This is a genomic window from Novosphingobium umbonatum (genome assembly GCF_004005905.1).
Classification (GTDB): domain Bacteria; phylum Pseudomonadota; class Alphaproteobacteria; order Sphingomonadales; family Sphingomonadaceae; genus Novosphingobium; species Novosphingobium umbonatum.
In genome coordinates this window covers 55145-79638 of record NZ_SACO01000013.1, presented here as the reverse complement: position 1 = coordinate 79638, position 24494 = coordinate 55145, and the positions used below count along the sequence as shown (strand labels likewise).

Sequence of the window (24494 nt, the reverse complement as noted above, 5' to 3'; positions counted from 1 at the left end):
AGGCTATTGCGGTTCAATCGCAACAAGAGGTCCCATGCAAACGCTTCGCTCCCGTATCGCCAGTCAAGGTGCTAGCTCTCTGGCATTGGGGTGTTTTTCGCTGCTGGCGCAACCGGCTGTCGCACAAACCACGCCGCCCGCCACGCCCGACTCCGGGCAGGCCAATCTTGGCGGCTTTACGGTTTCCGACACAGCCGTTGATGAAGGCAGTTATAAGGTCGAGCGTCAGGCATCGCCCAAAGCGACGGCTGATCTGGTCGATACGCCGCGCAGCATCACAGTGGTGTCGCGTCAGTTGCTGGATGACACCAATTCGACGACGCTGGCAGAAGCTTTGCGCAACGTGCCCGGTATCACGCTTGGCGCGGGTGAGGGCGGCAATCCTCTGGGCGACCGTCCGTTCATTCGTGGCTCGGACAGTTCCAATTCCATCTACCTCGACGGCGTGCGCGACATTGCTGCATCCAGTCGTGAAACTTTCGCTTTGGAAGCAATCGAAGTTACCAAGGGCTCCGATGGCGTCACCAATGGTTCCGGCAACGCTGGTGGCTCGATCAATATGGTCAGCAAGGCTCCGGAAAAGCGCCGCTTCGTGGCGGGCGACGCAGCCTATGGCAGCGCTGATTACAAGCGCTTCACCGTCGACGTGAACCAACCGATCAATGACTTTGTCGGGGTACGCGTGGCGGGCATGTATCACGATCAAGGCGTGGCTGGCCGCGACTATGTCTGGCAGCGCCGCTGGGGTATTGCGCCGTCGATCAAGTTCGGGCTGAATGGTCCGACCAGCCTGACGCTCGACTGGTATCATATGCAGTCCAGCGAATTGCCCGATCAGGGCATTCCCTATACCCGCATCGCTTCGTCTTTGCCTGCTGGCTACACCGAAGTCGCGCCATTGGGCACGGGAGCGTTTACGACCGCTAGCGGTAGCACGGTGCAGCGTTCGCGCGGGACATTCTATGGTCTGGTCAATCGCGATTTCCGCACCACCAACAACGATTCCTTCACCGCGCGTTTCGAGCATCAGATTTCCAAGGATCTGACCATCCGCAACACGCTGCGTTACAGCAGCACCGAGCAGGATTACCTTTGGACGCAGCCGGATGACTCGCGGGGTAATCTTTACCTCTATGGCACTGTCTCGCGTCGCGCCAACAGCCGTTACAGCACGCAAAATGGTCTGGTTGACCAGATCGATCTGTATGGCAAATTCAACACCGGCGGGTTGAAGCACAGTCTGGCTGCGGGCCTGGAATATAATGCTCAGGACTCGGCCATCGGCAATTATTTCAGCAATGGCGTGGCCGGAACGGCGATTGCGTCGGCTGTAGCCTGCGCCAGCGCCACCAGCGTCGGCAATGCTATTTGCACCAGCGCCAGTACGCCCAATGCCTATGATGTCTGGACGGGTGTTGTAGAAAAGGGACCTGCCAATTCGCGCACCTTGGCGGATTGGACGACGTTGTCGGCTTATGTGTTCGACACGATCACCCTGTCGAACAAGTGGATGGTGAACCTTGGCGGTCGTTATGATCGCTTTGTCACCCATGCCAGCGCTGCGGTAGCCGCACCCTTTACCACCAACCGCACGTGGCAGCGCCGCAAGGATGATCTGTTCACCTATCAGGCCGGTCTGGTCTACAAGCCTTCGGCCAATGGCAGCATTTACGTCAGCACCTCGACCTCGGCCATTGCGCCGGGTACTTTCCTGGCTCAGGGGTTGGAAGATAATGCCGTGGCATCTGCCACTATCGATCCCAACAGCCTGAAGGTGCAAAAGACCACCAGCTATGAGGCTGGCACCAAGTGGAACCTGTTTGGTGACGCTCTGGCGGTCAATCTGGCCGTGTTCCAGACCAGGACCACAAATGCCCGTGTGACCAGCGACAATGGTGGCGTTGCCTTCATCGGTGACAAGCGTGTGCGCGGTATTGAACTGGGCATCAGCGGCAATGTAACCGAGAAATGGGCGCTGTCGGGCGGTTATACCCATATGCCTTCGGTCATGCTCAATGGCGGTTATGCCTCGGTCGGCGGTGTTTATGTTCCGGCGGTCACCACTGGCAAGCGTGTTGCCAACACCCCGCTCGATAGTCTGACGGTGAACACCACCTACAAGGTTACGCCCAAGTTCACGCTGGGCGGCAGCGCGATTTATATGGGCAAGGTCTATGGCGGCTATGGCTATGGCTCTACGGCTGCCACCGTGCGTGCGGTCTATGCACCGTCCTATTGGCGCTTTGATGCCAATGCAGCCTATAAGATCAATGACCATGCCTCGCTGCGGGTCAATGCTCTGAACCTGACCAACAAGCTCTACTATGACTCGGCCTTCACCAGCCACTATGCCCATCAGGCGGCAGGGCGTACGGTGATCGCCACGCTTAGCCTGAAGTACTGATCCCATGAGTCAGGCGCCCGAGCGGACGGTTGAAGAGTGGCAGGCGATCCTGTCTGGTCCACCGGAATTTGCCGCTCGGGCGTTGATGGAGGCGGCGCAGGCGGGTGATCCGCAGGCCGCCCTGCAATGGGGGCAGTGTTTGCTTGATGGGCATGGCACGCCGCCCGATCCGCGTGCAGCATTGGGCTGGTTCCATACGGCCGCCAAGGCTGGCCTGCCCATGGGCATGAATATGGTTGGGCGTTGTCTTGATCAGGGCTCGGGGGCTGCGGCGGATCCGGCCGCTGCCGCGCCTTGGTTCGAGGCGGCTGCGCAGGCTGGCCTTGATTGGGGGCAGTATAATTTTGCCACGGCTTTGGCCTTGGGGCGCGGGGTGGATAAAGATCTGCCTCGCGCCTTGGCTTTGTTCCGCGCCGCCGCCGCGCAGGGGCATGCCAAATCCAGCACGATGATTGGCAGTTTCTATGAGGATGGTTGGGCAGTGCCTGCCAATCTCTCACTGGCCGCCTATCACTATGCGCGTGGAGCCGAGGGTGGCGACTTTCGTGGTTGCTTTAACCACGCGCGCTTACTGGTCGATAGCGGCAGGATCGACGATGCTATCCCTTGGTTGCGTAAAGCCTATGCGTTGGGCCACGAGCGCTTCAGGGCACAGCTTGGCCAATGGCTGGCGGCTCGGCCGGAGTCTGTGTTGCAGGGGTTGGCCGAAGGGAATTGCACCGATTTGTAACAGGTCAGGCTATTTTGCGCTTTCCTGTCCCAGCTTTTGTTGATAAGCGTTAGCAATAGCAGATGTTGCTGATGAAGGTCGACTCCATGCTCGCCACGCAAATTGCCCTTTCCCGTCAAGAAGCTGAAGCCATGCTGGTCGAATCGCCGCGCATGCCTTTGCGTTTGGTGGCCGATGCGGATTGGTCGCCTTCGTCGCGCTCTTATGCTTCGGGCCATGATCAGGGGCGGGGTAAGGCCTTTTTCGCTTCCGCCGTGGCGGTCGGGGTTCTGTTTTCGGCGATGGTGGCGATGAATGTTGCGCCTGAGTTGAAGCATGAGCGTCATGTGGTGACGATGGATCTCTCTGTCACGCCGCCTCCGCCGCCGCCACAGTCTGTGCCTCAGCCTGAAGCGGCACAGACCGCCGCAGTTGCTGCGCAAGCTGCTGCACCGGTTGAGCAAGTGGCGGCACCCGTAGCGCCTGTCAGCCTTTCCGTCGAACAGCCCAGCGCGCCGGTTGCCGCGCCGCAGCCAATCGCTCCCGCACCTGTGGTTGCAGCGGCTCCCGCTGCGCCTGCGCGTCCAGCAGGTCCTGCCGAAGGTGGCGATCTGTCGGCGAAAATGGTGTCTTTTGTCGCGCCTTCCTATCCTTTGGAGTCGCGCCGCAAGCGTGAGGAAGGCACGGTGGTGTTGAGCCTGCTGCTGTCGGCCGAAGGGCGCGTCGCCGACATTTCCGTGTCGAGCAGCAGCGGATTTGCGCGATTGGATAATGCCGCTTTGGAAGCGGTGCGCAAATGGCGCTGGTCGCCCTTGATGCGTGACGGACAGGCGGTGATGGTGCGTGGTCTGGTTCGCATCCCTTTCGTGATCAAAGCGTGATATAACCTTATAGGTTATTTATTGCTTGCGCCCTCTGTCCTACAGGGGGCGCTTTTGCATATCCTTTGCGCGTCCGTTGGTGTCCTGCCCTCGGACGATGCAAGGGAAACAACGCGATGCTTTTCACTTTGCTGTTTCACGCGCTGGGCTGGCTGCGCTGGGGCAGGGCGGTTGTGGCATCCGGCTTTTCTTGGGCTTTGGGCAGCGCGGCACGTATTTGGGCCGTGGTTGCCTTGTGCGCAATGGTGGTCGCCATCTGGCAGAACCACCGATCACGCGATTTCCAGAACATAGCCCAGCAGACACAGAGCGCTTTCAACGCTGCCCGCCTGCAAGCCGAAACCACGCGCCGCGCTGCCGAAGCCCGATATCGGAGTTTAGCCCATGAAGCTGATCACACCTATGCTCAAGGCATTGCCGAGGGTGATGCCCGTCTTGCTGCCTATATCGCTGCTCACCGCTTGCAGCCCGCCGCCAAAGCCGATCCCGCCCGCACCGCCCAAGATCCAAGTGCCCAGCTTTCTGACATCCCCCCCGCCGAAACCGTCCTGGCGACGATGAGTGACATGAAAATATGCGATGCCAATTATGCCTATGCCGCAGCGGCGCATGAATGGGCGATCCGTTTGAATCCATGACATGAAAACCCCCGCCTTCCGAGTGGAAAGCGGGGGTTACTTTTGCCTGTCAAACGCGAAAATCGCGTTATCACTGGGCCTTTTCGAATGCCGCGCTGATGCGCAGGGTAACTTCATCGCCGATCAAAGGCACGTATGTCTTCACGCCAAAATCCGAACGCTTGAGCGTGGTGGTGGCGTTGAATCCGATGGTGTAGCCCTTGCTCAACGGATTCACGCCGCTGGCCAGAAAGCTGGCCTTCAGCACAACCGGCTTGGTAACGCCGTGGAAGGTCAAGTTACCCGCGACCAAGGCAGTCCGCGGACCGGTCGGGGTCACTTTCGCGCTGGTGAAGGTGATGGTCGGGAACTTGTCCGCATCAAACCACGCATTGCTTTTCAGCTCGCCATCCAGCGTCGTATTCGTGGTGCTGACGCTGGCCACCGGAATGGTGACTTCCAGCTTGGCCTTGGCAATCGCCTTGGGGTCAAGGCTCAACGTGCCGGTGGCGCCGGTAAAATCACCATACCAGTCGGAAAAGCCCATGTGGCTGACTGTGAACTGGACACGCGTGTGGCTGGTTTCCACCTTGTAATTGCCCGCCTGCACAGCGGCAGGGGCCGGATTGGCCACGGGCGATTGGGCGTGGAGCGTCGCAGGGGCTGCGGCCAAGGCAGCGGCAGCGATCAGAAGGCTTGAAATCTTGCGCATGGGAAGGGTCCTTTGCAAATCAGGCCAGAGCGGCAATTTCAGCCGAGGCTGCTTCGATGGCCGCAGCGGCGGCTTCGGGGCCAAAGGCGAGGCCTTCTGCCGTAACGACGGTGACATCGGTCACACCGGCAAAGCCCAGCATGCCCTTGAGATGCGGAACGGCGAAGGGGAAGCCCGAGGCATCGTCATACTTGCCTGCGCGGGCCTGAGCCACGATGGCGCGCTTGCCCTTGACCAGACCTTCGGGGCCTTCAGCCGTGTATTGGAAAGTGGTGCCAGCGCGCAGGATGTAGTCAAACCAGCTCTTCAGCGTCGAAGGAATGCCGAAGTTGTAGAGCGGCAGGCCGATCAACAGCACGTCAGCGGCAAACACTTCGGCGATCAGGCCGTCCTGCAGGGCGCGTGCCTCGGCAAAGCCTTCGCCTTCGGGCGCCTGACGGCCGATGCCAGCCAGCGATGCCGAGGTGACATGGGGGACGGGGTTGGCGTCGAGGTTGCGTTCCACCACGGTGGCTTCGGGGTGGGCGGCCAGATAGGCGTCGATCAACTTGTTGCTGACCGAGGCGTCACCGGTGGCGGCCGAGCGGATAACCAGAATATTGGACATGGGGGAAATCTCCATTGGGTTAAGAGAGGTTAGGTTCAGGAAAAGAGGTAGGAATCCATGCGGAGCGAGCCGAGTTCAACCGATGTGTGCAGGCGTTGGGCCTGCGCGCCGTCACCCGCCGCGCCCATGGCGACGAAGAGGGGGAGCAAGTGTTCGTCGGTCGGGTGGTTCTCCACCGCGAATGGGGCAAGGCGGCGATAGGACACCAGATCGCAGGTGCGGTTGGCCATGATCGCTTCATGCATCCATTCGGAAAAGCGCGTTACCCATTCCGGCTCTGCGCCGGGGGCAAGGCGTTGCAAGGCGCGCAGATTATGGGTGAAGCTGCCCGAGGCCATCACCAGCACGTTTTCGGCCCGCAGCGCTGCCAAAGCGCGACCCAGTTGCCAGTGATGGCCGGGGCCAAGGCGGCTCTGGATCGAGAGTTGCACCACCGGAATATCGGCTTCCGGCCACATCAGCGACAAAGGCACCCATGCGCCATGGTCCAGCCCGCGCCTTGCATCGATGCCTGAGCGCAGGCCTGCCTCGGCCAAGAGATCCCCCAGTCGATTGGCGGTCTCTGCAGAACCGGGGGCCTGATATTGAACCTGAAACAGGGCCTGCGGAAAGCCGTAGAAGTCGTGGATCGTGTCATTGCGCTCCACGCTATTGACCATGGGGACATCGGTTTCCCAATGAGCCGAGACCGCAACCACCGCCTTGGGGCGTTCCAGTTGTTCACCCAGACCTTGCAGAAAGCGACGGGCAGGGCTGTCCTCCAGCGCCAACATCGGCGATCCGTGGGAAATGAACAGGGTGGGCTGCACAGGCTTAACTCCATTGGGCCTCTATTGTGAGACGCTGATGGATAGATAGGCTAATGATTTTTGCATCACCATTCGTTATATTTGCAAATCAGCCATGCGAAAACGGATGGATAAATGGATTGGGATGATCTTCGCAGCTTTCTGGCCATCGCCCGCAACCGCAGCCTTTCGGGGGCGGCGCGCGAATTGGGGCTGCAGCAATCGACCATGAGCCGGCGGTTGGAGGCGATGGAGGCAAGGGCAGGCGCGCGTCTGCTGCAAAAAACGCCACGCGGCTATGAATTGACGCCTTTGGGCGAGGCGGTGCTGGGCAATGCAGAGCGGATGGAGGCCGAAGCCATAGCCGTGGAGCGCGTGGTGCAGGGACGGGATGTCGCTCTATCCGGCGTCGTGCGTCTGACCACGGTGGAGGTAATTGCCAATCTGGTCCTGCCCAATGCAATCGCAGCCCTGCATGCGCAATATCCGGGGATCACGGTGGATGTTTTGAGCGAATCGCGCTCGCTCAGCCTGTCCAAACGCGAGGCGGATCTGGCGATTCGCATGACGCGGTTTGAAGGCAATGAATTGGTCTCACGCCGCATGGCGACCTCCGGCACGGCTCTTTACGCTTCTTCGGACTATCTGGCCCGTCATGGCATGCCGCCAGAGGGAACGGACCATGCCATTATCGCCGTTTTGGAGGATCAGGCCTACATGCCCGAAGCGGTGTGGCTACGTGGTGTGATGGCGGGCGCCCGTGTGGCGGTCAGGACCAATAGCCGCGATGCCCAATTGGCCTATGCCAAGGCGGGATTGGGGGTGGTTTGCCTGCCCTGCTTTCTGGCCGATGGGGTGGAGGGACTGGAGCGGATTGAAGCAGTAGGCGCAGGCCCGCAGCGTGAAGTATGGCTAGGGGTTCATGCGGATTTGCGACATATGCCGCGCATTCGTGCAGTAATGGATGTGATAGATAGGGAGTTTTCCCGGATAAAGGGGCAATTTTCTGGATAATGACGCCATTTTGGTAGGTTTTCTTCCTTATGTTCCGCACAAATTACTGAAATTTATTGCCTTACAGTGCTTTGCGCTGATTAACCTTAACTTTTCAGCATTGCTTGCTTGATTTGCCAATATGTCCTACTTTTAGGCATCGGGGGTAAGCACAAGAATGGATGTTCCACGTATAAAGAAAAATGCGGATGCCGCTCCATCTCGGCGCCGACGCAAGAGCGAGGGGCTGCGCATTCATCAGGCGATTGCCTGTAAGCTGGGCTCGCAAATTCTGACGGGGCACTATCCTCCCGGTGCGAATCTGGGGGGGGAGATTGACGCCTCTGAGAAACTGGGGGTGTCCCGCACGGCCTATCGGGAGGCGATCCGCATTCTGATTGCCAAGGGCTTGGTGGACAGCCGTCCCAAGGCGGGGACGCATGTCCTGCCGCGCAGGCGTTGGAATTTGCTCGACCCTGACATTCTGGCCTGGATGTTTTCGGAAAGTCCGGACGAGGAATTTGTCCGCGACCTGTTCGAATTGCGCGGCATTATCGAGCCAGAGGCGGCAGCCTTGGCGGCACTGCGGGCCAGCGACGATCATCTGAACGCTATGGAGGACGCGCTGGACGGGATGCGGCGCTATGGTTTGGCAAAGCCTGAAGGGCAGGCGGCGGATCAGGAATTCCATTCGGCCATTCTGGATGCGGCGGGCAATCGCGCTTTGACCTCTTTGGTGGGATCGGTCGGGGCGGCGGTACGCTGGACCACCTATTTCAAGCAGAACCTGTCGCCCCATCCGCGCAATTCCTTGCCCGAACATGAGGCGGTTTTTCATGCGATTGCTGCGCGGGATGCGGAGGCGGCAAGGCGCAGCATGGCGCATCTGCTGTTGCTGGCGCGTGGGGATCTGGTCGAAATTATTGCCTGACCTGTTTGGCGCTTGCGTCTCTGCGTGACTCGGATTATTGCTATGAAAGATAGCATAAGACGGGATGCAGAGGAGCCAGTGTCCATGACCTTTTCACGCTTGAATCCGATCACCGGCGAGGTCGCCTCGACGGCGCCTGCCATGCAGGCATCCGATATGGCCGCTGTTGCCGCTGCTGCTGCGGCGGCGCAGCCTGCATGGGGCGCCATGGGGCCGAATGGTCGCCGCGCTGTGCTGCAAAAGGCGGCCGATGCATTGGCGTCCAAGAAGGATGCTTTCGTCGCCGCCATGATGGGCGAGATCGGTGCCACCGCCGGTTGGGCGATGTTCAACCTTGGCTTGGCCGTCAGCATGGTGCGTGAAGCCGCCAGCCTGACCACCCAGATCGCGGGCGAGGTGATCCCTTCGGACAAGCCCGGCTGTCTTGCCATGGCGTTGAAGGAACCGGTGGGTGTCATTCTGGGTATCGCGCCGTGGAATGCCCCGATCATTCTGGGCGTGCGCGCGATTGCGGTGCCGCTGGCTTGCGGCAATGCCGTAATCCTGAAGGCTTCGGAACAATGCCCGCGCACCCATGGCTTGATCATCGAAGCCTTTGCCGAGGCCGGTTTCCCCGAAGGTCTGGTGCAATGCGTCACCAACGCGCCTGCGGACGCCGCCGATGTGGTGGGGGCGCTGATCGATGCGCCCGAAGTGAAGCGCATCAACTTCACCGGCTCGACCGCCGTGGGCCGCATCATCGCCACCCGCGCCGCGCAGCACCTCAAGCCCTGCCTGCTCGAACTGGGCGGCAAGGCGCCTTTGGTGATCTGCGCGGATGCTGATCTGGATGAGGCGGTCAAGGCGGCGGCTTTTGGCGCCTTCATGAATCAGGGCCAGATTTGCATGAGCACCGAACGGATCATCGTGGTCGAAGCGGTGGCCGATGCCTTTGCCGAGAAATTTGCCGCCAAGGTCAAGACGCTGACCGCGGGCGATCCGCGTGAAGGCAACACGCCTTTGGGCGGTGTGGTGGATGCCAAGACGGTGGCCCATTGCCAAAGCTTGATCGCCGATGCGCTGGAGCATGGGGCCAAATTGCTGGCCGGTGGAGAAACCAGCCTCAATGTGGTGATGCCGGCCCATCTGGTGGACCATGTGACTCCCGAGATGAAGCTGTTCCGCGATGAAAGCTTTGGCCCCGTGGTCGGCATCATCCGCGCCCGCGATGAAGCCCATGCGATCGAATTGGCCAATGACACCGAATATGGCCTGTCCGCTGCGGTCTTTACCAAGGACATTGCCAAGGGCCTAACCCTTGCCAAGCAGATCAAGAGCGGCATTTGCCATGTGAACGGCCCCACCGTGCATGATGAGGCGCAGATGCCCTTCGGCGGCGTGGGTGCGTCGGGCTATGGCCGCTTTGGCGGGCGTCAGGGCATCGACAGCTTCACCGAAACCCGCTGGATCACCGTTGAAACGCAGGACGGGCATTTCCCGATCTGAGCTGGAGAAGCGTGATGACGATCAAGAAAATCGTGGCCGCTGCGGGACTGGCTATGTCCAGCCCCGCCACTGCCGAACCGGCCGCGCCTGCGCCTACGCTGGAATATGCTTTTACCGTGCGGGCCCAACTCGATCCGCCGGTGGAACTTGGGCAGATCGATGGCGGTCGCCGCCGGTTCATTGGCATCAAGGGCGGCACGGTGGCTGGCCCGATGTTCAATGGCGCTGTTCTGGCGGGCGGGGGTGACTGGCAAACCATCATGCCTGCCGGTCTGGCCAAGGTGGAAGCGCGCTACTTCCTGAAAAGCGTCGATGGTGTGGTGGTGGAAGTCACCAACCCTGGTGTGCGCGTGGCCAGTACGGAAGTGACCGAAAAGCTGGCCAAAGGTGAGCCAGTGGACCCTTCCGCCTATTATTTCCGCACCACGCCGCGCTTTGATGTCACCGATGGCGCCTATGCATGGATGAAGCGCTCGGTGTTCGTGGCGCGCGGCATCCGTCGACCCGACAGCGTGGAAATAGACTTTTACATTGTGCGTTGACCGCGCCAGCTTAAATGTTATACACCATAACATAAGTCCCCAAGGGGCTCGGTAAAATGCCCCGATGGGCTTTGGAGGAATGCCATGAGTGAACAGATTGATCCCAGCGAACTGGAAACCGTTGCCGTCACCATCGAAAACCGCATTGCCTGGGTAAAGTACAACCGCCCCGACAAGCGCAACTGCATGAGCCCTAAGCTCAACCGCCAGATGACGCGCGTGCTGGCCGATCTGGAATTCCGCGAAGACGTGGGCGTGGTGGTGCTGACCGGTGAGGGCGCTGCTTTCTCGGCGGGCATGGATCTGCAGGAATATTTCCGCGAGAACGAGCAGAAGGGCCTCTGGGCTACCCGCAAGGCACAGCGTGAAGCCTACAACTGGTGGGAACGTCTGCGTTGGTATGAAAAGCCCACCATTGGCATGATCAATGGCTGGTGCTTTGGCGGCGCCTATGGTCCGCTTTATGCCGTGGATATCGCCATTTCGTCGGATGATGCCAAGTTTGGCCTTTCGGAAATCAACTGGGGCATTCTGCCCGGCGGTGGCGCGTCCAAGGTGGCGCAGGAACTGATGCCTTTGCGCAAGGCCATGTATCACGCCATGATGGGCGAGAACCTGACCGGCAAGCAGGCAGAGGCTCAGGGTCTGGTGACCGAAAGCGTGCCGCACGACCAACTCAAGGCCCGCGTGGTGGAAATCGCCGAGGCTTTGCTCAAGAAGGACGCCAATGCTTTGCGCGCCACCAAATGGGCGATGCGCCGCATGGTCGAAATGACCTATGACAATGCCGAGGATTATCTGATCCGCGCGCAGGAAGCTCTCAACGGCTTTGGCGGTCTGGAAGCGCGCAAGGAAGCGACCAAGCAATTCCTTGACGAAAAGACCTTCAAGCCGGGTCTTGGCACGTTCGATATCACCAAGATCAAGAAGTAAGACGGATCGGGAGAGGCAAAGATCATGGGCAGACTGGAACATGGCGCGATTGCGCGCCTGCTGAAGCCGCGCAATGTGGCCGTGGTGGGCGCCAGTGACAAGCCGGGCGCTTTGGGCGCAACGCTGATCACCAATCTGGATCGCGCAGGGTTTAAGGGGGAGATCTATCCGATCAACCCCAACCGCGAGATGCTGGGCGCGCGTAAATGTCTGCCCTCGGTCGATGCCTTGCCCGATGGCGTGGATGTGGCGGTTCTGGCCATTCCCCGCGCTTTCGTGCTGGACGCTGTGCGTGGTTTGGCCGCGCGCGGCGTTGGCAGCGCGATTATCTTTGCCGCCGGTTTTGCCGAGGATGGCGAGGCCGGTATGGCCGAGCAGGCCGAGATTGGCCGCATCGCGGCTGAAAGCGGTATGGTGATCGAAGGCCCGAACTGCCTTGGCATGGTCAACCATGTGGACGGCGTGCCGCTGACCTTTGTTGAAACGGCGATTGTGCCGCCTGCGGGCCGTCGCTCATCGTCGGTCGTGTCGCAATCGGGCGCTATGGCTGCGGTGCTGTGCACCACCATGCTGGCGCGTGAAGTGGCTTGCTCCTATTCGGTCAGCACCGGCAATGAAGCGGCCAGCGGGGTGGAGGATTACCTCGACTGGCTGGTCGATGATGCCGACACGCAGGTGATCGCCATGATTGTGGAACAGTTCCGCGATCCGGCACGCTTCATCGCGGCGGCCAAGCGTGCGCGCGATGCGGGTAAGCCCATTGTCTTGCTGCACCCCGGCAAGAGCAGCGCGGCGCGTGAAAGCGCCGCAACGCATACTGGCGCTATGGCAGGCGATTACAAGCTGATGCGTGCCAAGGTCGAACGTACCGGCGTGATCTTTGCCGAAACGCTGCAGGAATTGGGCGATATTGCCGAGATCCTGATCCGCTGTGCGCCGCTGGTCCAACCTTCGGCGGCGGTGCTGGGCGAATCGGGTGCTTTCAAGGCTTTGACGCTGGATCTGGCCGAGGAACTTGGTCTGCCGCTGGCCGATCTGCATGATGCTGACAGTCCTGAACTGCGTGCTGCCTTGCCGCCTTTCGTGCCCGTGTCCAACCCCTTGGACATCACCGCGCAGGGCCTGTCGCAGCCGGTGATCTACACCCAGTCGCTGGGTGCTTTGATGGATGATGATCGCGTGGGCGCGGTGGTGGCTGGTATCATCCAGTCTGATCCCATCACGGCCAAAATCAAGGTGCCTGCCATTGTCGCGGCGCTGGACGGGCGCACCGTGGCCAAGCCGCTGGTGTTTGCCGGTTTGGATGAAGGCGCGGATATGCCCGCGCATTACATCGCCGATCTGCGCGCCCGTGGCATTCCATGGTTCCCCACCACGGAACGCGCCTTCCGCGCTTTGGCCGCTTTGACGCGCCGTGCTTCGGTGGATCTGACGGATGCCGCGCCTGAACCTTTGGCGGTGGCTGGTATCGGTGACTATCTGGGGGTGGTGGCCGAATATCAGGCCAAGGCGCTGCTGGGCCCGCTGGGCATCAGTTTCCCCGCTGGGCAGTTTGCCGAAGATGCGGAAGCTGCCGTGGCTGCGGCCGATGCGGTCGGCTATCCGGTGGCGATGAAGGCGCAGGCGGCGGCTTTGGGCCATAAGTCTGATGCGGGCGGGGTGATGCTCAATCTGGCCGATGCCGATGCTGTGCGCGCTGCCTTCCCCAAAATGGTGGCCAATGTGGCGGCCTATGATGCCAGCATCCAGTTGGACGGCGTGCTGATCGAAAAGATGGGCAAGCGGGGTCTTGAAATGATTGTCGGCGCCAAGAATGATCCCGAATGGGGGCCGGTGGTGCTGGCTGGCTTTGGCGGCGTGACAGCGGAAATTCTGGCTGACGTTGCCTTGATCACGCCCGACCTTTCCGAGGCGGCGATTGTCGACAAACTGCTCGGTCTGAAGCAAGCGGCGCTGTTGACCGGCTATCGTGGCAGCCCCGCGCTGGATGTGGCCGCGCTGGCCAAGCTGATCCGCCAGATCAGTGCTGTTTTGCTGGCCGAACCGAGCATTGCCGAAATGGACCTCAACCCCGTGATCCTGCATCCGCAGGGTGAGGGGGTTGTTGCCCTCGATGCGCTGATGCTGCTGCGTTAATTTCCCAAGCGTTCTATCTGCGGGCGGTGCCCCATCACCCGCAGATAGAAACGCGAGAAATAGGATGGATCGGCAAAGCCCAATTCATGGGCGATCTGCGCCACGGTAGCATTGGTATAGCGTAGCATTCTTTGCGCTTCTAACGCCATGCGGCGGTGGAGCAGGTCCAGCGGGCTGATCCCCAATCTGGCGCGGCACAGGCGGGTAAGGGTGCGTTCGGTGCAGCCCAGACTTTGCGCGTAAAAGCTTAAAGGCCGATGCTCGCGCAAATGTACCTCGATCAAATGGCGTAAGCGGGCGAGGCGGCGGTCCTCGCCTTGGGGCGCATCCGCCATTTCCAAACCGCATAGAGATCGCAGCAAGGCTTCGGCCAGCGCGAGGAACAGCAAGTCACCGGCCTGCCATGCTTGCGCCAAACCCAGCATTTCGCCTGCCAAAAAAGTGATCCTTTCCGCGGTGGTTTGAGGCAGGGGGCCGTGGCTGCCTTGGCTCAACAGGCGCTGCAGGGGATCCTCGCGCCCATGCGCTCTGCCTGCAAAATCCTGAGACAGTGTCAACACATGGCCATGGGTGGCGGGGCTGAACCGAAAGCCATGCACGCTGCCTGCTGGCAGCACCACAAAGGCTGGCGGTTCCAGCGCGAAACTTGCGCCATCGACCGTCACTTGCGCATGGCCCGCGCCGACAATTAATACCTGAATACCGCGTTCGTGCCGATGCGGGGCAATTTCCCAATCATGCAGGCTGGAACGCTCGGCTATCGTCTCGATATGGGCAAAACCGGCAGGGTTGGGCGCATGGCTTTCGCCAAAAAGGCCATAGGTGGGAATCGAGGTGAGGCTCATATCGTGTCCGGATAGTACCAGAAGATTGACTGTCCCATCCCTTTCGCCCGAAAGGCTGGCCTGTCAATATGCGATCACAAAGCAAGGCGCGCCATCCCCCTTACACAGACCGCGCCTGTGGGAGATATTGATCCATGAAAACTCAGGTCGCCATTATCGGCGCCGGTCCTTCCGGCCTGTTGCTCGGTCATTTGTTGAAGGCCGAAGGCATTGATTGCGTGGTGCTGGAACGCCAGACCGGCGATTATGTGCTGGGCCGTATCCGCGCCGGTGTGCTTGAACAGATCACCGTGCAATTGATGGAGCGCCTTGGCCTTGATGCCCGTTTGAAGGCAGAAGGTCTGGTGGAAGAAGGTTTCAATCTGGCCGATGGCGAACGCCTGATCCGCATTGATGTCGCCAATCTGACCGGCAAGACGGTGGTGGTTTACGGCCAGACAGAAATTACCAAGGACCTGATGGATGCCGCCGCGCCGCGTGGCCTGCCGGTGATCTATCAGGCGGGCGATGTGGCGGTGCATGATATCGAGAGCGATGCGCCCTATGTCACCTATACCAAGGACGGCAAGGAAGAGCGGATCGACGCCCGCTTCATCATCGGTTGCGATGGCTTCCATGGCCCCAGTCGCAAGGCGATCCCTGCCAGTGTGGGCCGCGAATATGAACGCGTCTATCCCTTTGGCTGGCTGGGCATTCTGGCCGATGTGCCGCCCTGCAACCATGAGCTGATCTATGCCAATCACGAGCGCGGCTTTGCTCTGGCCTCGATGCGCAGCCATACCCGCAGCCGCTATTATGTCGACGTGCCGTTGACCGAAAAGATCGAGGATTGGAGCGATGACCGCATCTGGGACGAATTGGCGATCCGCCTTGGCCCTGACGCTGCGGCGAACATGACCCGCGGCCCCAGCATCGAAAAGTCGATCGCCCCGCTGCGTTCCTATGTGTTCGAGCCGATGCGCCATGGCAGCCTGCTGCTTTGCGGCGATGCTGCCCATATCGTGCCGCCCACCGGCGCCAAGGGCCTCAACCTTGCCGCCAGCGACGTACATTACGCCGCCGAAGCGATCACCGCCTATTTCAAGAAGGCGGATAATGACGCGATCCCCGCCTATTCCACCAAGGCTTTGGCCCGCGTGTGGAAGGCGGAGCGTTTCAGCTGGAGCCTGACCAAGCTGATGCATCGCTTCCCCGATGACGGTCCGTTTGAACGCGCCATGCAGGTGGCCGAACTGGACTATATCGCCAATAGCGTGGCGGCCCAGACCAGCATTGCCGAAAATTACGTCGGGCTTCCGGTGTAAATGCTTTCTATTGGCCGGTCTGGAGGAAGCTCTTCAGATCGGCCATGAACTGTTCAAAGCAATCATGGTGCAGCCAATGGCCTGCGCCTTGATATTCCACCATGTCCGCTTGCGGGAAAAAGGCCATCCGGCCGTCGATGCGCGGGTTGGACATGAAGGTCTCGGTCCCGTGGAAGAAACGCATCGGGCAGGACACTGCACGCCAGAGGGCCTCGATCTCGCGCTGGGGCATGTCCAGCACGGGCCAGACCCGCAGCATGGGATCAAATTTCCAGCGGTATCGGCCATCCTCCCCCTGACGCAGGCCAAATTCGGTTAAATGGCGCGCCAGTGCTGGCGTTAAATGGCCGTTCTGCTCGACCATTCTGGCCAGCGCGCTGTCCACATCGGCATAGCCTGACGGTGCGCGCATTTGGCAGGCGCGGCGGCGGTTGGCGATCCAGTCACGCAGCCTTTCGTTGAACGGTTCACCCTCGCGGCGGAATATGCGTTCGGGGGAGGGGCCAAGCCCTTCGATATTGACCAGCGCCGACACTTGTTCAGGATAGAGGCCCGCATAGCGTGTAGCGATCATCGCACCCAGAGAATGGGCGCAGATGGCCACTTTCTCGACCTCCAGATGGGCTACCAGATCGGCAAAGTCGGCCATATAGGTGATCATGTTGTAATCGGCATCGGGTGACCAGTCGCTGTCCCCATGGCCGCGCAGATCAGGGGCGATGATACGCCAATCCTTGCATAATTCGCGCGCGACATTGTCCCAGCTGCGCGCATGATCGCGCCCGCCATGTTGCAGGATCAGGACGGGCGCATCCTTGGCGCCCCATTCCCAATAATGCAGGCTCAGGCGTTGGGAGGCAAAACGGCGGGAAACGGGTTGCGAAAGCATGGCCTATGCCTGCCGCCAATCCGTTATAATTTCCAGTTGAAATTGAGGTTCATATAGACCCGCGACGGCATGGTGTCGCTGCCGGGACCCATGCGGACGTCATAGCCGGTCTCGGCCGACAGGCTGCTATATTTGCCTTTCAGCTTTAGTCTCGCCACCGCGCCGGCATCATGGCGCGTATAGGGCGCGAAATTATCCAATGTGCCCAGATCGCCCTTTGCCACCATGCCAAAAGCCAGCGCACTGTTCACATGCACCAATGCCGTCGAATCATAGGACAGCCGCATCGGCTTGTCCGACACCAGCGTCTTGTTCCCTTTGACATTGACCGCCAGATCCACCGGTCCAGCCACCCGGCTCAGGCGCATTTGCGTGGCCCAAGTGCGCGCGTCGGCAAATTTCTGTTCCACACCAAGCGCAACGCTGCCGGGCAGGGCAAATTGCCCCTTGCCCAATTGCGACCATTGCAGACCCGGATCCACCACCATCGCCCCACGTTTGGCGGACAGGCCATTGACCACAATAGGGCGGTGATGGGGCCCATTGTCGGGAATTACCTGCCAGCTTTCGACGTCAAATCCGGTGAATTGCCCCGTGGCAGCAATCGAGGCGGCCAGCACGGCATCCATCCCGCGCTGGATGTCGGGCGCCAGTTCGTCGGCAAGGATGACGGGGTCCTCGACCTCGCTGACCTCCATGGGTTCATCGATCAGGCTTTGGAACAAGGTTGGTGGCGCGGCGGTCGGGGCATCGGGCGCTTCTTGCGCAAGGGCAGTCCCGCCGCCCATCAGCAGCAGGAATACGCTCCCCAACGCCTGTTTCCCCATTCCACCCATGCGCGCCCTATGCCTTGAAGCAGATGAACCTGACAAGAACGGACCTTTCACGGGCATCTCGCGCCCGCAGCACCAGTTTTCCGGCATCGCACAAAGGCGCGCACTGGCAATATGGGGCCAGTGTGCCTATCTCGCGGCAACCAGGAAAGAGAGATTCGCATGGCAACCCATTCAACCCGTATGCTGATTATTGGTTCCGGCCCCGCTGGCCTGACGGCTGCCATTTATGGCGCGCGCGCAGGGTTGCAACCCATTGTGGTGCAAGGTCTGCAACCGGGCGGGCAATTGACCATCACCACCGATGTCGAAAACTACCCCGGTTTCCGCGAGGCGATCCAGGGCCCTTGGCTGGTGCAGGAAATGCAGGCGCAGGCCGAGCATGTCGGCACGCGGATGATGTGGGACACGATTGTCGATATTGACCTGTCGGGCCCTCCCTTCCGCGCGATTGGTGACAGCGGCGATGTCTATGAAGGCGACACGCTGGTGATCTGCACCGGCGCGCAGGCCAAATGGCTGGGCGCCAAGGGCGAGCAGGAATTGTCGGGCAAGGGCGTTTCAGCCTGCGCCACTTGCGATGGTTTCTTCTATCGCGGCAAGAAGGTGGTGGTGATCGGCGGCGGCAATACCGCAGTCGAGGAAGCACTTTACCTCACCAACCATTCCGATGACGTGACGCTGATCCACCGCCGCGATTCCCTGCGTTCGGAAAAGATCCTGCAAGAGCGTCTGTTTGCCCATCCCAACATCAAAGTCCTGTGGAACAAGGCGGTTGAGGAATTTGTCGGCGATACGGCCATTGGCGGCGCAGGCCTGACCGGCGTGGCTCTGGTGGACACGGTGACCGGCGAGAAGTCCATTGAGCCGGCGCAGGGCGCCTTCGTGGCGATCGGTCATGCGCCTGCCACCGAATTGTTCAAGGGCAAGCTGGAACTGGACGAGAGCGGCTATATTGTGGTGCAGCCCGGCACGCCCAAGACGGCGATCCCCGGCGTGTTTGCCGCCGGTGACGTGATGGACCATACCTATCGTCAGGCTGTTACGGCGGCGGGCACTGGCTGTATGGCGGCGCTGGATGCCGAACGTTTCGTGGCCGCTTGGGATCATGCCAAGCGCGGCTAAGGCATAGGAGGCGGGGGCTGGCTCAGCCCCCGTCGAGCGCCGCGATCAAATGTTCGGTTAGCCAGATCCGCGCATGGCTTTCTACAAAGGCATGGGTGGCATCGGGGCAGGTGTTCAGGCGCTGGTCCTGCTTATCCCACAGGCCGAGGAAGGCCTGCGCCGTAGCATCGCGCTGCGCCAAAAGGATGCGGACAGGGCCGTCAAACTGCTCCAGTCCCTGCCGCATTTGCGCCACCAGCGAAGGTGGCGCGGGCGTTGGTTTGGCCGCGCTCATCAAGCTGGCCAGCAATTTGCTCAGATTGACTTGCCCAGTCAGCAGGCGCTTGATCGCGCCCCAATTCATCAGCCTCTGCCGGTAATGCGAACGCAATACGGCCACCGAAGGCGCTGCGGCTTCCTCGCCCTCATGCGGCCATGGGTTGGACAGCACCAGTCCGTCCGCCCCGCCGCCTGCGGCCAGCATCAGGCTGGTGGCCGCATCGCAATTGCCATGGGCGATGATGCGCGTGCCATCGGGCAGCGCAGAGCGCAAAGCCTGCATGGCTGCTGCAATATCGGGCAGGGCGGAGCGGAAGCCGCCATTCTCGCCCTCGCTATCGCCCACGCCGCGCCGGTCATAGCGCAGCACAGCATAGCCCGCCTGCGCCAAGGCATCGGCCAGTTGCGCCTGCCCGTTGAACGCACCGCTGCGCAATTCATTGCCGCCAGTGACGATCAGCAAGCCTGCCTTGACCGCGCCTTCCGGCCGGTCAAGCGTGGCGGCCAGCATCGCGCCCTCGCAGGGGAAGCTGAGAAATTGGCGGGCCATCAGCCTTGCCCTTTCAACGCCACAGCCACAATGGCGGCCAGAGCATCGGCCTGCGCTGCATTCTCGCCTGCCTCGGCGCGCATCCACAGGCCCGCGCCGCCCAATTGGTCCTGCGAGATGGTGGAAATCTGATTTCCCGCCTCTGGCACCAAAGCGCCAAAACTTTGCAGGAAAGCAGCGCCAAGGCGATAGCCTGCCAGTTCCAGCCCCTGTTCGCGCCCTTGCGCCAACAGGCCGTCTTGCGTTTCTTCGCGGCCAGCCTCGCGCGCGGTGATAATACGGGCGCGCAACATCTGCCGTTGCTGGTTCGCACCGGCCAGCGGAGCATAGAACCAACCGGGGAGGTCAGGCGCCACCAGACATCCCCCGCGCATGGCCAGCACATGGCTGCAAGTGAAATGCGCCGCCGCTGCCGCCATTGCCCCGCGCCATGTTTCGGGCGTTTGCGCTTCCAGCGGAGCAAGGCTTTCGTTAAGCCCCGGCAGATCGGGCAAAACACAGCCCAAACCCGCCCCTACCAGTCGCCGCATGACCTCCAGCGTAAAGCGCCGCAGCTTGTGCCCTTCGTCAAACAGGGCGGGCACGATCAGCAGTCGCGACCCTGTATCCGGCCCCATGATCACCGCATGGGCGGCATATCCGCTGGGGCAGGGCCAAGTCGCGGCTGGCATCAGGCCTCAGGCCGCTTCCCGCCGCGCGGCGACAAAGCCCAGCAGCGAGCCATAATCGGCCAGCAGATCGCCATCGACATCTTCGTCATCAATGGTGATGCCCATGCGGTCCTCGATCTCGGCCAGCAGATTGGCCACCGCCATCGAATCCAGTTCCGGCAGCGCGCCAAACAGGCCGGTCTGCGCGGTAAAACCGGCCGCTTGTCCGGGCTTCAGGCCCAGAACATCGGTCAGCACAGCGCGCAACAGGTCGTCAGTATCGTTTTGCATAAATCCCCGTCGGGTCTCGGTCGGCTGGGCCGTCCTTCGCGTTAGTCTCTATAAGGCATGGGTCTTGCCAAAATGTTTTAGGCCCATCCCTTTCATGACCGGCGCAATAGGCGCTTCGCAAGGCATTTGGCAATGGCTGGCCATTGTGTCAGGGCATCTGGGCGATAGGCACAGATGCGATAGCGTGGTCGCTGCGCCTCCATCCAGTCGCGCTTATAGGGATCATCGCCGGTGCCAAAGTCGATCACATCCACTTTGTCCTCGTCGATCACCCTTGCGAACAAGGCGGCGGACAAAGTCGTACCGGGCGATAGCGGCTTGGCCGCTTCATGATAGGCCAGCTTGTGAATATAGGCCGTGCCCGCCTCCACCGTCCAAAGTTGGGCGGCAACCGGTTGATAGCTGCCATCTAGCGTTGCATAGGCCAGCCCAAGGCGTAATTGCCCTGCTTCGCCCTGTTGTTGGGCAAAGGCGCGCAGCAGGGCGGGGGAGCCTTCCTCGGGCTTCCAACTGGCGGCATAGACTGCTTTATAATCCTGCCATGCTGCCTCGCTCCATGTCGCATGCAGGATCACATCCACTTTTTTGGCCTTGCGCTTTAACGTGCTGCGCAAAGGGCCGGGGCGAGCGGCCAGATATTGGGCAAAATTGCGGCCAGCGACCATTAGGTGATGGTTGGTATCACAAACCTCGCGCCCGACGATCCAGCCCGCCCGACGCAAGGACGCGGTGACAAGGCTGGCCAGACCCGACTCATCGGGCATCGGCCATAGGGTGATTCGCGCGTGGCCTGCCTGTTTCAGGTCCGCGGCAATGGCGGTGAGCATAGCCAAGCCGTCCGCCTGAGGTGTGATGATTGGCCCCACGGTAAAGGCGTACCAATTGGCCAGAGGGCGCAATCCATCCGGACCTTCGGCCAAGGGCCAGACGGCCCCATGCTCGCCATTTTGCGCCACGGCCAGCAGAGGCTGTAGACCGTTATACTCGACACACAGGTCAAACCACGCCAAAGCATCAAACGGACCTTGCCCATGGGCAAAGATCGCCGCAATTTCAGCGGGGATTTCTTTAAGATTGGCATGGTAGCTGACGGTGATCACAAAAATATCCGTGCAAGGAAATGCATGACGACGCTTAGCTCCGCCCTTGAAAACAGCCCGCTTCCGCTGGACCATCTGCTGTTGCGGGGGCAGGGGCAGGCGCCTGCCTTGGTGCTGCGCGGGCAAGTGATAGACTACAAGGATTTAACAAGCCGTGTGTCTCGTCTGGCGGGATGGCTTAAAGCGCAAGTGGGGGATGCTTGTGTCGGCGATGTGCCGCCTCGTGTGGCCACTTGGGCGGCCAAGGGGGAATTGGCCTGCTTGATGCCATTGGCTGCGGCGCGGTCGGGCATGGTGCATGTGCCAATCAACCCTTTGCTCAAACGTGCGCAGGTTGCGCATATTCTGGCGGACAGCGGGGCATTGTTGTTGGTGGGCACGCCCGCAAGATTGGCAACATTGGAGGCGGGTGATCTGCCAACTGGCTGCCGCGCTGTGGCAGAGGATATTGTGTTGGCCGAGGCGGAGCACTGTGGCGCTCTGCCGCCCTCCAGCCTCGATCCGCAAAGCCTGGCTGCCATTCTCTACACCAGCGGTTCCACCGGCAGGCCCAAGGGGGTGATGCTGTCCCATGCCAATCTCTGGCTGGGCGCGCAAAGTGTGGCGCATTATCTGGGGCTGGCAGCGGATGATCGCGCGCTGGCCGTGCTGCCTTTGTCGTTTGATTATGGGCAGAACCAGTTGCTGTCCCACTGGTACGTGGGGGGCAGCGTGGTGCCGCTCGATTATCTGACCCCGCGCGATGTGGTGAAAGCGGTGGCGCGTTATGGCGTGACCACTTTGGCCTGTGTGCCCCCGCTGTGGGTGCAATTGGCCGAGGCGGCTTGGCCCGATGGCGCGGGGGATAGTTTGCGGCGGCTGACCAATAGCGGGGGCGCATTGACGGTGGATCTGGTGGCGCGGCTGCGCGGCTTGTTTCCGGCGGCGCGCCTGTTCGCCATGTATGGATTGACTGAGGCTTTCCGCTCCACCTTCCTTGATCCGGCGCTGATCGGCACCCATCCCACCAGCATGGGTAAGGCCATTCCCCATGCCGAAATTCTGGTGATGAATGACGATGGCCAAGTGGCGGGGGATGGCGAGGAAGGCGAATTGGTTCATTGCGGCCCGTTGGTGGCGCAAGGCTATTGGCAGGACGCCGTCCGCACCGCCGAACGTTTTCGCCCTGCGCCAGAGGCTTCGGCCTATGGCGGCATGGCGGTATGGTCGGGCGACAGGGTGCGGCGCGATGCGGATGGTTTGCTTTATTTTGTTGGCAGGCGCGATGCGATGATCAAATCATCGGGCAACCGGATCAGTCCGCAAGAGGTAGAGGAGGCGGCCATCGCTACCGGTCTGGTGGCCGAGGCTGTGGCCTTGGGCCTGCCCGATCCGCGTTTGGGGCAGGCGGTGCATCTGGTGGTGCGCGCTGCGGCAGGGCAGGCGGAGGATAGTGCTGTACTCGCGGCAACACTCAAGCAGGACTTGCCCAATTTCATGCAACCCGCCGTCATCCATTGGCGCGAGGTCATGCCGCTCAGCCCCAATGGCAAGCTGGACCGCAATGGCCTTGCCGAAGAACTGGCTGCTGGCCTAGAGGAAGCTCGATGAAACCGCTTGGCCCTATTCCTGCAGGCTTTTGCGCGCGTGATGGCGTGTTGGCCATTGATGGCGTGAAAGTCACCGATATTATCGCGCAATCGGGCGGCCAGACGCCTTTGTTCGTCTATTCCTCCGCCCTGCTGCGGCAGAGAGTGGCTGCTCTGCGTGAGGCTTTCCCAGCGCAACTGGGCCTGCATTATGCGATGAAGGCCAATCCTTTCGGGCCTTTGCTGCGGCTGATGGCAGGGCTGGTGGATGGGTTTGACATCGCCAGCGGCGGCGAATTGGGCATGGCCTTGCGTGCGGGTTTGGACCCATCACTGATCAGTTTCGCAGGCCCTGGCAAGCGCGACATGGAATTGCAGGCCGCGATCATGCAGGGCGTCACGCTCAATCTGGAGTCCGAGGGCGAGGCCGCCCGCGCCTTGGCCATTGGCGAAAGGCTGGGCAAGGCTCCGCGGCTGGCCATTCGCGTGAACCCCGATTTCGACCTTAAAGGCTCGGGCATGAAAATGGGCGGCGGGGCCAAGCCCTTTGGCGTGGATGCCGAACGTGTGCCTGCTTTGGCGCGGCAGGTCGTGGAGGCCGGAGCCGAGTGGCGGGGCTTTCATATCTATGCCGGTAGTCAGGCGCTGGATGCCGAGGCCGTCGTGGACACGCAGGCCCAAACCATCGCTCTGGCCGCAAGGCTGGCGGATGAGGCGGGCGTGGGCCTGCCGCATTGCAATCTGGGCGGGGGGCTGGGCATTCCCTATTTCCCCGGTGACAAGCCGCTGGACTTGGCCCGCGTGGGTGAGGCTTTGGCGCAGCAATTGGCGCATTTGCCCGATGTGTTGCAGGAAACCCATTTCTGCATGGAACTGGGCCGCTATCTGGTGGGCGAGGCGGGGGTCTATCTGACCCGTATTGTCGACCGCAAGCTGAGCCATGGTGAGGTCTTTCTGGTCACCGATGGCGGCATGCATCACCAATTGGCGGCCAGCGGCAATTTCGGTACGGTGGTGCGCCGTAACTATCCGGTCGCCATTGCCTCGCATTTCGAGGCGGAGGCCACCGAAGAGGCCAGCGTGGTCGGCTGCCTGTGCACTCCGCTCGACAAATTGGCCGACAAGGGGTATTTTCCCCGTGCCGATGTGGGGGATGTGGTGGCAGTGTTCTGCGCCGGTGCCTATGGCGCCAGTGCCAGCCCCTCGGCCTTTTTGGGGCAGGGCGCGGCGCAAGAAGTCTTGCTCTGACGCGCCTGTTTTAACCACACATATAGATATTTTTCCCTAGCATTGAGTGGCCCATCGGAATGCCCGCGATCCTTCGGGATTTGCGGGCTTTTCGC

Annotated in this window: 24 protein-coding genes; 14 read left to right on the top strand and 10 right to left on the bottom strand. The window is 61.0% G+C overall.

Annotated features, from left to right (window positions below; translation table 11 throughout):
• Positions 1 to 34 precede the first annotated feature (34 nt).
• From EOE18_RS15095 to EOE18_RS15080, 4 genes are all read left to right on the top strand, one after another.
• Positions 35 to 2404, top strand: a complete 2370-nt coding sequence (locus EOE18_RS15095; protein ID WP_127711029.1) for a TonB-dependent receptor — start codon at positions 35 to 37, stop codon at positions 2402 to 2404.
• 4 nt (positions 2405 to 2408) lie between these two features.
• Positions 2409 to 3134: a tetratricopeptide repeat protein gene (locus EOE18_RS15090; RefSeq protein WP_127711027.1), complete on the top strand. Its 726-nt coding sequence runs from the start codon at positions 2409 to 2411 to the stop codon at positions 3132 to 3134.
• A gap of 71 nt (positions 3135 to 3205) precedes the next feature.
• Positions 3206 to 3994, top strand: a complete 789-nt coding sequence (locus tag EOE18_RS15085; protein ID WP_127711025.1) for an energy transducer TonB — start codon at positions 3206 to 3208, stop codon at positions 3992 to 3994.
• Between the two features lie 116 nt (positions 3995 to 4110).
• Complete coding sequence (locus tag EOE18_RS15080; RefSeq protein ID WP_127711023.1) at positions 4111 to 4632, top strand: hypothetical protein; 522 nt, start codon at positions 4111 to 4113, stop codon at positions 4630 to 4632.
• A 70-nt stretch (positions 4633 to 4702) separates the two neighbouring features.
• On the opposite strand, the gene EOE18_RS15075 is transcribed toward EOE18_RS15080, so the two are convergent.
• Genes EOE18_RS15075 through EOE18_RS15065 form a run of 3 tightly spaced genes read right to left on the bottom strand, consistent with a single transcriptional unit; the run spans position 4703 to position 6739 of the window.
• A complete protein-coding gene (locus EOE18_RS15075) occupies positions 4703 to 5323 on the bottom strand; it encodes a YceI family protein (protein WP_127711021.1) in 621 nt (206 codons plus the stop codon).
• A 19-nt stretch (positions 5324 to 5342) separates the two neighbouring features.
• The gene (locus tag EOE18_RS15070) at positions 5343 to 5930 is read right to left on the bottom strand and encodes an FMN-dependent NADH-azoreductase (RefSeq protein ID WP_127711019.1); all 588 of its coding nucleotides are present in this window, start codon (positions 5928 to 5930) and stop codon (positions 5343 to 5345) included.
• 35 nt (positions 5931 to 5965) lie between these two features.
• On the bottom strand, positions 5966 to 6739 hold the full coding sequence (locus EOE18_RS15065; RefSeq protein WP_127711017.1) for a DODA-type extradiol aromatic ring-opening family dioxygenase: 774 nt from the start codon (positions 6737 to 6739) through the stop codon (positions 5966 to 5968).
• A 114-nt stretch (positions 6740 to 6853) separates the two neighbouring features.
• Between EOE18_RS15065 and EOE18_RS15060 the strand changes: the two genes are divergently transcribed.
• The 6 genes from EOE18_RS15060 to EOE18_RS15035 all read left to right on the top strand — a co-directional run bounded on the left by EOE18_RS15060 (position 6854) and on the right by EOE18_RS15035 (position 13738).
• A complete protein-coding gene (locus tag EOE18_RS15060; protein WP_127711015.1) occupies positions 6854 to 7732 on the top strand; it encodes a LysR family transcriptional regulator in 879 nt (292 codons plus the stop codon).
• 157 nt (positions 7733 to 7889) lie between these two features.
• Positions 7890 to 8642 carry a FadR/GntR family transcriptional regulator gene (locus EOE18_RS15055; RefSeq protein ID WP_127711013.1) on the top strand — a complete coding sequence of 251 codons (753 nt, stop codon included), beginning with the start codon at positions 7890 to 7892 and terminating at the stop codon, positions 8640 to 8642.
• Between the two features lie 84 nt (positions 8643 to 8726).
• The gene (locus EOE18_RS15050; RefSeq protein ID WP_127711011.1) at positions 8727 to 10127 is read left to right on the top strand and encodes an aldehyde dehydrogenase; all 1401 of its coding nucleotides are present in this window, start codon (positions 8727 to 8729) and stop codon (positions 10125 to 10127) included.
• A gap of 14 nt (positions 10128 to 10141) precedes the next feature.
• Positions 10142 to 10669 carry a DUF3237 domain-containing protein gene (locus EOE18_RS15045; protein ID WP_127711009.1) on the top strand — a complete coding sequence of 176 codons (528 nt, stop codon included), beginning with the start codon at positions 10142 to 10144 and terminating at the stop codon, positions 10667 to 10669.
• Positions 10670 to 10753: 84 nt separating this feature from the next.
• Complete coding sequence (locus EOE18_RS15040) at positions 10754 to 11602, top strand: p-hydroxycinnamoyl CoA hydratase/lyase (RefSeq protein ID WP_127711007.1); 849 nt, start codon at positions 10754 to 10756, stop codon at positions 11600 to 11602.
• A gap of 24 nt (positions 11603 to 11626) precedes the next feature.
• Entirely contained in the window at positions 11627 to 13738 is a 2112-nt protein-coding gene (locus tag EOE18_RS15035) for an acetate--CoA ligase family protein (RefSeq protein ID WP_127711005.1), read from the top strand.
• On the opposite strand, the gene EOE18_RS15030 is transcribed toward EOE18_RS15035, so the two are convergent.
• Positions 13735 to 14583, bottom strand: a complete 849-nt coding sequence (locus EOE18_RS15030) for a helix-turn-helix domain-containing protein (RefSeq protein ID WP_127711003.1) — start codon at positions 14581 to 14583, stop codon at positions 13735 to 13737. The genes EOE18_RS15035 and EOE18_RS15030 overlap by 4 nt on opposite strands.
• Before the next feature lie 134 nt (positions 14584 to 14717).
• Here EOE18_RS15030 and pobA point away from each other — a divergent pair, with 134 nt between their 5' ends.
• On the top strand, positions 14718 to 15887 hold the full coding sequence (gene pobA / locus EOE18_RS15025) for a 4-hydroxybenzoate 3-monooxygenase (RefSeq protein ID WP_127711001.1): 1170 nt from the start codon (positions 14718 to 14720) through the stop codon (positions 15885 to 15887).
• A gap of 7 nt (positions 15888 to 15894) precedes the next feature.
• On the opposite strand, the gene EOE18_RS15020 is transcribed toward pobA, so the two are convergent.
• A complete protein-coding gene (locus EOE18_RS15020) occupies positions 15895 to 16776 on the bottom strand; it encodes an alpha/beta fold hydrolase (protein WP_127710999.1) in 882 nt (293 codons plus the stop codon).
• Positions 16777 to 16799: 23 nt separating this feature from the next.
• A complete protein-coding gene (locus EOE18_RS15015) occupies positions 16800 to 17612 on the bottom strand; it encodes a hypothetical protein (RefSeq protein WP_127710997.1) in 813 nt (270 codons plus the stop codon).
• Between the two features lie 159 nt (positions 17613 to 17771).
• Between EOE18_RS15015 and trxB the strand changes: the two genes are divergently transcribed.
• The gene (trxB, locus tag EOE18_RS15010) at positions 17772 to 18734 is read left to right on the top strand and encodes a thioredoxin-disulfide reductase (protein WP_127710995.1); all 963 of its coding nucleotides are present in this window, start codon (positions 17772 to 17774) and stop codon (positions 18732 to 18734) included.
• 22 nt (positions 18735 to 18756) lie between these two features.
• On the opposite strand, the gene EOE18_RS15005 is transcribed toward trxB, so the two are convergent.
• The 4 genes from EOE18_RS15005 to EOE18_RS14990 all read right to left on the bottom strand — a co-directional run bounded on the left by EOE18_RS15005 (position 18757) and on the right by EOE18_RS14990 (position 21583).
• Positions 18757 to 19542 carry a hydrolase 1, exosortase A system-associated gene (locus tag EOE18_RS15005; protein WP_127710993.1) on the bottom strand — a complete coding sequence of 262 codons (786 nt, stop codon included), beginning with the start codon at positions 19540 to 19542 and terminating at the stop codon, positions 18757 to 18759.
• Positions 19542 to 20213 (bottom strand): hypothetical protein, encoded by a 672-nt coding sequence (locus EOE18_RS15000; protein ID WP_246027471.1) that lies wholly within the window; start codon positions 20211 to 20213, stop codon positions 19542 to 19544. Before EOE18_RS15000 ends, EOE18_RS15005 begins: the two co-directional genes overlap by 1 nt.
• A 6-nt stretch (positions 20214 to 20219) precedes the next feature.
• Positions 20220 to 20483, bottom strand: a complete 264-nt coding sequence (locus EOE18_RS14995; protein WP_127710991.1) for an acyl carrier protein — start codon at positions 20481 to 20483, stop codon at positions 20220 to 20222.
• Between the two features lie 92 nt (positions 20484 to 20575).
• Positions 20576 to 21583 (bottom strand): GNAT family N-acetyltransferase, encoded by a 1008-nt coding sequence (locus EOE18_RS14990; RefSeq protein WP_127710989.1) that lies wholly within the window; start codon positions 21581 to 21583, stop codon positions 20576 to 20578.
• A 24-nt stretch (positions 21584 to 21607) separates the two neighbouring features.
• Between EOE18_RS14990 and EOE18_RS14985 the strand changes: the two genes are divergently transcribed.
• Positions 21608 to 23173, top strand: coding sequence for an acyl-CoA ligase (AMP-forming), exosortase A system-associated (locus tag EOE18_RS14985; RefSeq protein WP_127710987.1), 1566 nt, complete (start codon positions 21608 to 21610; stop codon positions 23171 to 23173).
• A complete protein-coding gene (locus tag EOE18_RS14980; RefSeq protein ID WP_127710985.1) occupies positions 23170 to 24399 on the top strand; it encodes a pyridoxal-dependent decarboxylase, exosortase A system-associated in 1230 nt (409 codons plus the stop codon). Before EOE18_RS14985 ends, EOE18_RS14980 begins: the two co-directional genes overlap by 4 nt.
• Positions 24400 to 24494 lie beyond the last annotated feature (95 nt).